The sequence below is a fragment of the Ligilactobacillus sp. genome (genome assembly GCF_036846325.1).
Classification (GTDB): Bacteria; Bacillota; Bacilli; order Lactobacillales; family Lactobacillaceae; genus Ligilactobacillus.
Genome location: NZ_DAIUCE010000075.1, coordinates 1 through 4214 on the forward strand (window position 1 = coordinate 1; position 4214 = coordinate 4214).

Below are 4214 nucleotides of genomic sequence, written 5' to 3' on the forward strand. Positions count from 1 at the left end.
CTTTCCAGCATTCAATACAATGACTTCGGCCTGTTTCCGGCCTTTTCGGCAGCTTTTCTGCTGCTTGCAAATGATACGGGATTCGAAAGGGAGATGTTCATCCTGAAGAAGCCGGAGAAAATCAGTCGTCTGGTGTTTTCCAGGGTGCTTCTTTCCTGTGGCCTGATGACAATCGGAGCAATGTCAGGTCTGCTTTTGTTTTGGGCTCTGCATTTCAATGAGTGCGAGGTGACCGCGGCGACGGTTCCTTTCGTTGCTGCGGTTCTGGTACTGTTTCTCGTTTCATGGACGGCTCTCGGGTGCATCATGGCCGCGATGGAGAACTTTCTGTCAAAGCCGCTGGCGTGGCTTCTCGTTCAGGTCCTGTTCATCGTGGAAGTGAGAGTCTTCATGTTCTGTCATGTCTCCTTCTTCTTCACATTCGGCCTGCTGATTCCGGCTGCTGATTCGTTTGGTCCTTTAAAGGCCCTGTTCGATTTGCTGGTCAACGTCTGCTGGGCAGCCTGCGCCCTGGTGGTGTTCAGCAGAACGCTTGATGGAAGGGGGCGAATGCTTTGACGGGATTTTTGAAGCTTTTTTCAAGAAACATGAAGCTTATGTTTGAAAACATCCGGTATCGTGAACTGATTATGCTGCTTCTGACGACTGTTTCCGTTCTTCAGTACAGCGGAATCGGACAAAGACCGCTTTTGTCCGATGTCATGCACGGCATTGCCGACTTTTCGAGCACTCCGTATCTGCCGGTATCGTGGCTTCTCATCGTCATGTTCAATGAGATTGTCACAGGGGACGGCTTTCGTGAGCTGATCCTGCATGACTATCCTCTGGTCAGCATGGTGAGCCTTGGCGAGTATCTTTCCTGCTCGGTTCTGTGCCTGATTGTTTCCGGAGGGGTCAACCTGGCACTGCTTTTTGTTCTGACGAGGCCTTCTTCTCTGCATTTTTCAGTGACGGTGTTCTTCCTTCTGCTTGAGTTCATGCTGTTCTTTGCCTTTTTGACACTGGTTTGGCCGCCGTTGATCTGCGAAGGAATTGTTGTCGTGACTGCGGTTTCGACGGTGTTCAATGACGGGATGCCCTGCTTCAGCCGGCTGATGGCTGCCAGGGGCTCCGCGTGGACGGCCGGAGATGTTGCGTTCGCTCTCCTGATGGCCCTCGGCATTGTCCTGTGCTGCCTGAAAATCAGGAAACTTGACTTCCTTTGAGGTGATTATGTTATGGAAAGTATTGTAAAAGTTGATCATGTTACCAAGAAATTGAATCATCTTGTGGCGCTCGATGATGTTTCCTTTGAAATCACCGAGCCCGGCGTGTACGGTTTCGTCGGTCCGAACGGCAGTGGCAAGAGCCTGATCTTCAAGACCGTTCTCGGCTTTCTGAAACCTGATTCCGGACAGGTCCTTGTTTTCGGCAGACAGCTGAGGAAGGACACTCTGTTTGCTGAAGACACAGGCTTTTCGATGGTTGAGTACGCAGCTCTTGCTGACAAGACGGGCAGGCAGAATCTGGAGCTGATGGACATGCTTGCTTCTGAAAGTCACGATCTGGACAAACTGCTGCGCTATGTCGGACTGGACCCGAAGAACAGCCGCAGATACGGGGAGTATTCGCTTGGAATGAAGCAGCGTCTGCTTCTTGCGATGGCAATGCTGTCGGATCCGAGACTGCTTGTTCTTGACGAGCCGACCAACGCTCTTGACGAGGATGGTCAGGAATTTCTGAAGAAGCTTGTCCTGGAACAGAAGGCACTTGGCAAGACGCTTTTGATTTCGAGCCATGACAAGACCTTCATCGAAGACGTTGCTGACGGAATCTACTATGTGAGCGAAGGGAGAATCAGGAAGAATGAGAAGATTGCAGAATAGGACTCTGGTTTGTCTGGCATGTCTGCTCCTTGCCTTCCTGGTTTTCGTCCTCTTTTCCATCCGTCATGAAAATGCAGAGCTTGCACGTCAGTACCAGGTAAGACATGAAAATGTCAGAATCGGCATGCCCCTGGACGGACGTCAGCTTGCCGTCGAGCAGTACACTCAGAAGTTGACGGCAGGTAAGGCCTCAATCAGGCTGGTAGTCAGAAGCGGCAGGGTTCAGAGGCTCGGGGACCTGCAGCTGGTCAACACTCCGAAGGGGACAGTGAACTATTTCGATGAATATCTTGTCAACGGCCACTCATCTCAGAGTCTTCGGCTGAAGAAGGGGCTCAACGTCATCGAAGCCTCCGTCAGCAGGGAGAACTTCGGAAAAAGTGGCGTCAAGTCCGTCATCTGGTACAAGACCGGCCCGATGAAGTACAGTGAGTATTTTCTTAAATGAATCATGGGCTTGAATTCCGGCTGCTGCAACTTATTGAATAAGAAGATGGCTGATGCATCCTGTGGGGGTGCATTTTTTTCTGCAAATGCAGTGAAAAACGCCATGTGATTACAGAGCGAAGCACTTAATTTCCACCAAGTTTGGTGGGAATGAGGCAAAAACTCCACCAGGTTTGGTGGGGATGGTGTAGAAACTCCACCAAGTTTGGTGGACAAAGACCTGAATTTTCCACCAGTTTTGGTGGGAATGGCGTAGGAACTCCACCAAGTTTGGTGGGGATGGGGCAGAAAACTCCACCCTGAATTATTAATATGAAAATGCCTTTCGAACATACAGTGCGTTATAAAAAGCTTATATTGATGGAACTTAAGTTAATGACATTGTTTATTATTTCCAATGTTTGGTATAATAGCTTTGTCAGAAGGCATCATCTGCTCCAGCTGTTTTAGCGATAAATGGCAATGTTAGAAAGAAAGGTGATGCCATTGGAAGTATGCAGGGTTTGTCAGTGCAGGTCATTCTTTCTGGAAAGGAAGATTCCAAATTAATGGGCCTGCTAAGGATACTGGATATCTTTGTTAACCTTATCGGTAAGCTTGAACACTTCTCATTTCGAGAAAAAGCCCTTGTACTTTGTGTTTTTATCTTACTGGTGGGCATGGTTCTAGGAACAATTGTCTTCCTGACGCAAAGCATCCTGTAGACAATAAAAAAACCGTTAACGCGACTTCCCAATCTATTAACGGTTAATTATCTCATTATATAGATGATTGCCATGCTGACAATCTGAGGTGTATGTTGACGCATACGCCTCTTTTCGTCTTCATTTTATTACAGGACTCAGACGTTGTCAATCAAAGAACAATCCAAAGACTCATTCACATCCGGTAAGGCAGTCTTAATCAGCTTGAAAAGTTACTCTAGCTCACCACTTTCATGGGATATAAATACTTGCCATGCCTGGTCAGATGCAACAAATTGTAAATGCTGGTGAGATCCATGAATTTCCACCAGTTTTAGTGGGAATGGATTAGAAATTCCACCAGTTTTGGTGGAAATGGGTCAGAAACTCCACCAAGTTTGGTGGACGAAACACTGGATTTTCCACCAGTTTTGGTGGGGATGGCGCAAAAAACTCCACCAGTTTTGGAGGACATGACGCTGGATTTTCCATATGAATAATGACTTGCAGTTGTGTTCTTATCTTACTGCCTGGATTGAAATAAAAAAACCGTTAATGCGACTTCTCAGTCTCTTAACGGTTGATTATCTCAATATGGATGATTGCCATGCTGACAATCTGAGGTGTATGTTGACTACTGAACTCAGGCGCCATTTACAATCACCTGGATGTCAGATATTCCGATGAATATTGCGGTGGATGTGAATTATCAGATACATGAGCTCTTCGCTGGTGACTGTGTAATGGTAATTCTTGTCCAAATACTCCAGGACCTTGATTGCCACTTTGGTTGAATTAGGATAGGAATTCAGCACGTGCTCATACATCACGCGGTCCTGACCCTGGAGTTGGGTATCGGTAATCAGTCTTTCTGAAAAGAACTTGATGTGCGTCAACAGGCGATGGTAATTGGAACTGCTGTTATCAATGGCGTCCCTGCCGGCAGCAAGCATGATGATTCTCAAGATTTCATCTGTTATCTTGGAAACCTTCATGCTGTCATAGTTCTCATCTCTGACATTACGTGAATCCGCAATATGAAATGCAATGCTTGCTGCAAATACAGTGAAAAACGCCATGTGATTACAGAGTGAAGCACTTAATTTCCACCAAGTTTGGTGGGAATGAGGCAGAAACTCCACCAGTTTTGGTGGGGATGGAGCAGAAACTCCACCAGTTTTGGTGGGAATGAGGCAGAAACTCCACCAGTTTTGGTGGG

Annotated in this window: 5 protein-coding genes; 4 read left to right on the forward strand and 1 reads right to left on the reverse strand. The window is 47.1% G+C overall.

Annotated features, from left to right (window positions below; translation table 11 throughout):
- The 4 genes from V7Z60_RS07415 to V7Z60_RS07430 all read left to right on the forward strand — a co-directional run.
- Positions 1-558: hypothetical protein (locus V7Z60_RS07415; protein ID WP_334117201.1), on the forward strand; the 558-nt coding region annotated here is incomplete at its 5' end.
- Positions 555-1205, forward strand: a complete 651-nt coding sequence (locus V7Z60_RS07420; protein WP_334117202.1) for a hypothetical protein — start codon at positions 555-557, stop codon at positions 1203-1205. The genes V7Z60_RS07415 and V7Z60_RS07420, both read left to right, overlap by 4 nt.
- Positions 1206-1217: 12 nt before the next feature.
- Positions 1218-1865, forward strand: coding sequence for an ABC transporter ATP-binding protein (locus V7Z60_RS07425; RefSeq protein WP_334117203.1), 648 nt, complete (start codon positions 1218-1220; stop codon positions 1863-1865).
- Complete coding sequence (locus V7Z60_RS07430) at positions 1846-2313, forward strand: hypothetical protein (protein WP_334117204.1); 468 nt, start codon at positions 1846-1848, stop codon at positions 2311-2313. Before V7Z60_RS07425 ends, V7Z60_RS07430 begins: the two co-directional genes overlap by 20 nt.
- A 1353-nt stretch (positions 2314-3666) precedes the next feature.
- On the opposite strand, the gene V7Z60_RS07435 is transcribed toward V7Z60_RS07430, so the two are convergent.
- The coding region (locus V7Z60_RS07435) for a PRD domain-containing protein (protein WP_334117205.1) at positions 3667-4214 on the reverse strand (548 nt) is incomplete at its 5' end.

Coding starts and splice junctions, on each gene's coding strand:
- V7Z60_RS07425 (WP_334117203.1), top strand. CDS start 1,218: ATGGAAAGTATTGTAAAAGTTGATCATGTTACCAAGAAATTGAATCAT.
- V7Z60_RS07430 (WP_334117204.1), top strand. CDS start 1,846: ATGAGAAGATTGCAGAATAGGACTCTGGTTTGTCTGGCATGTCTGCTC.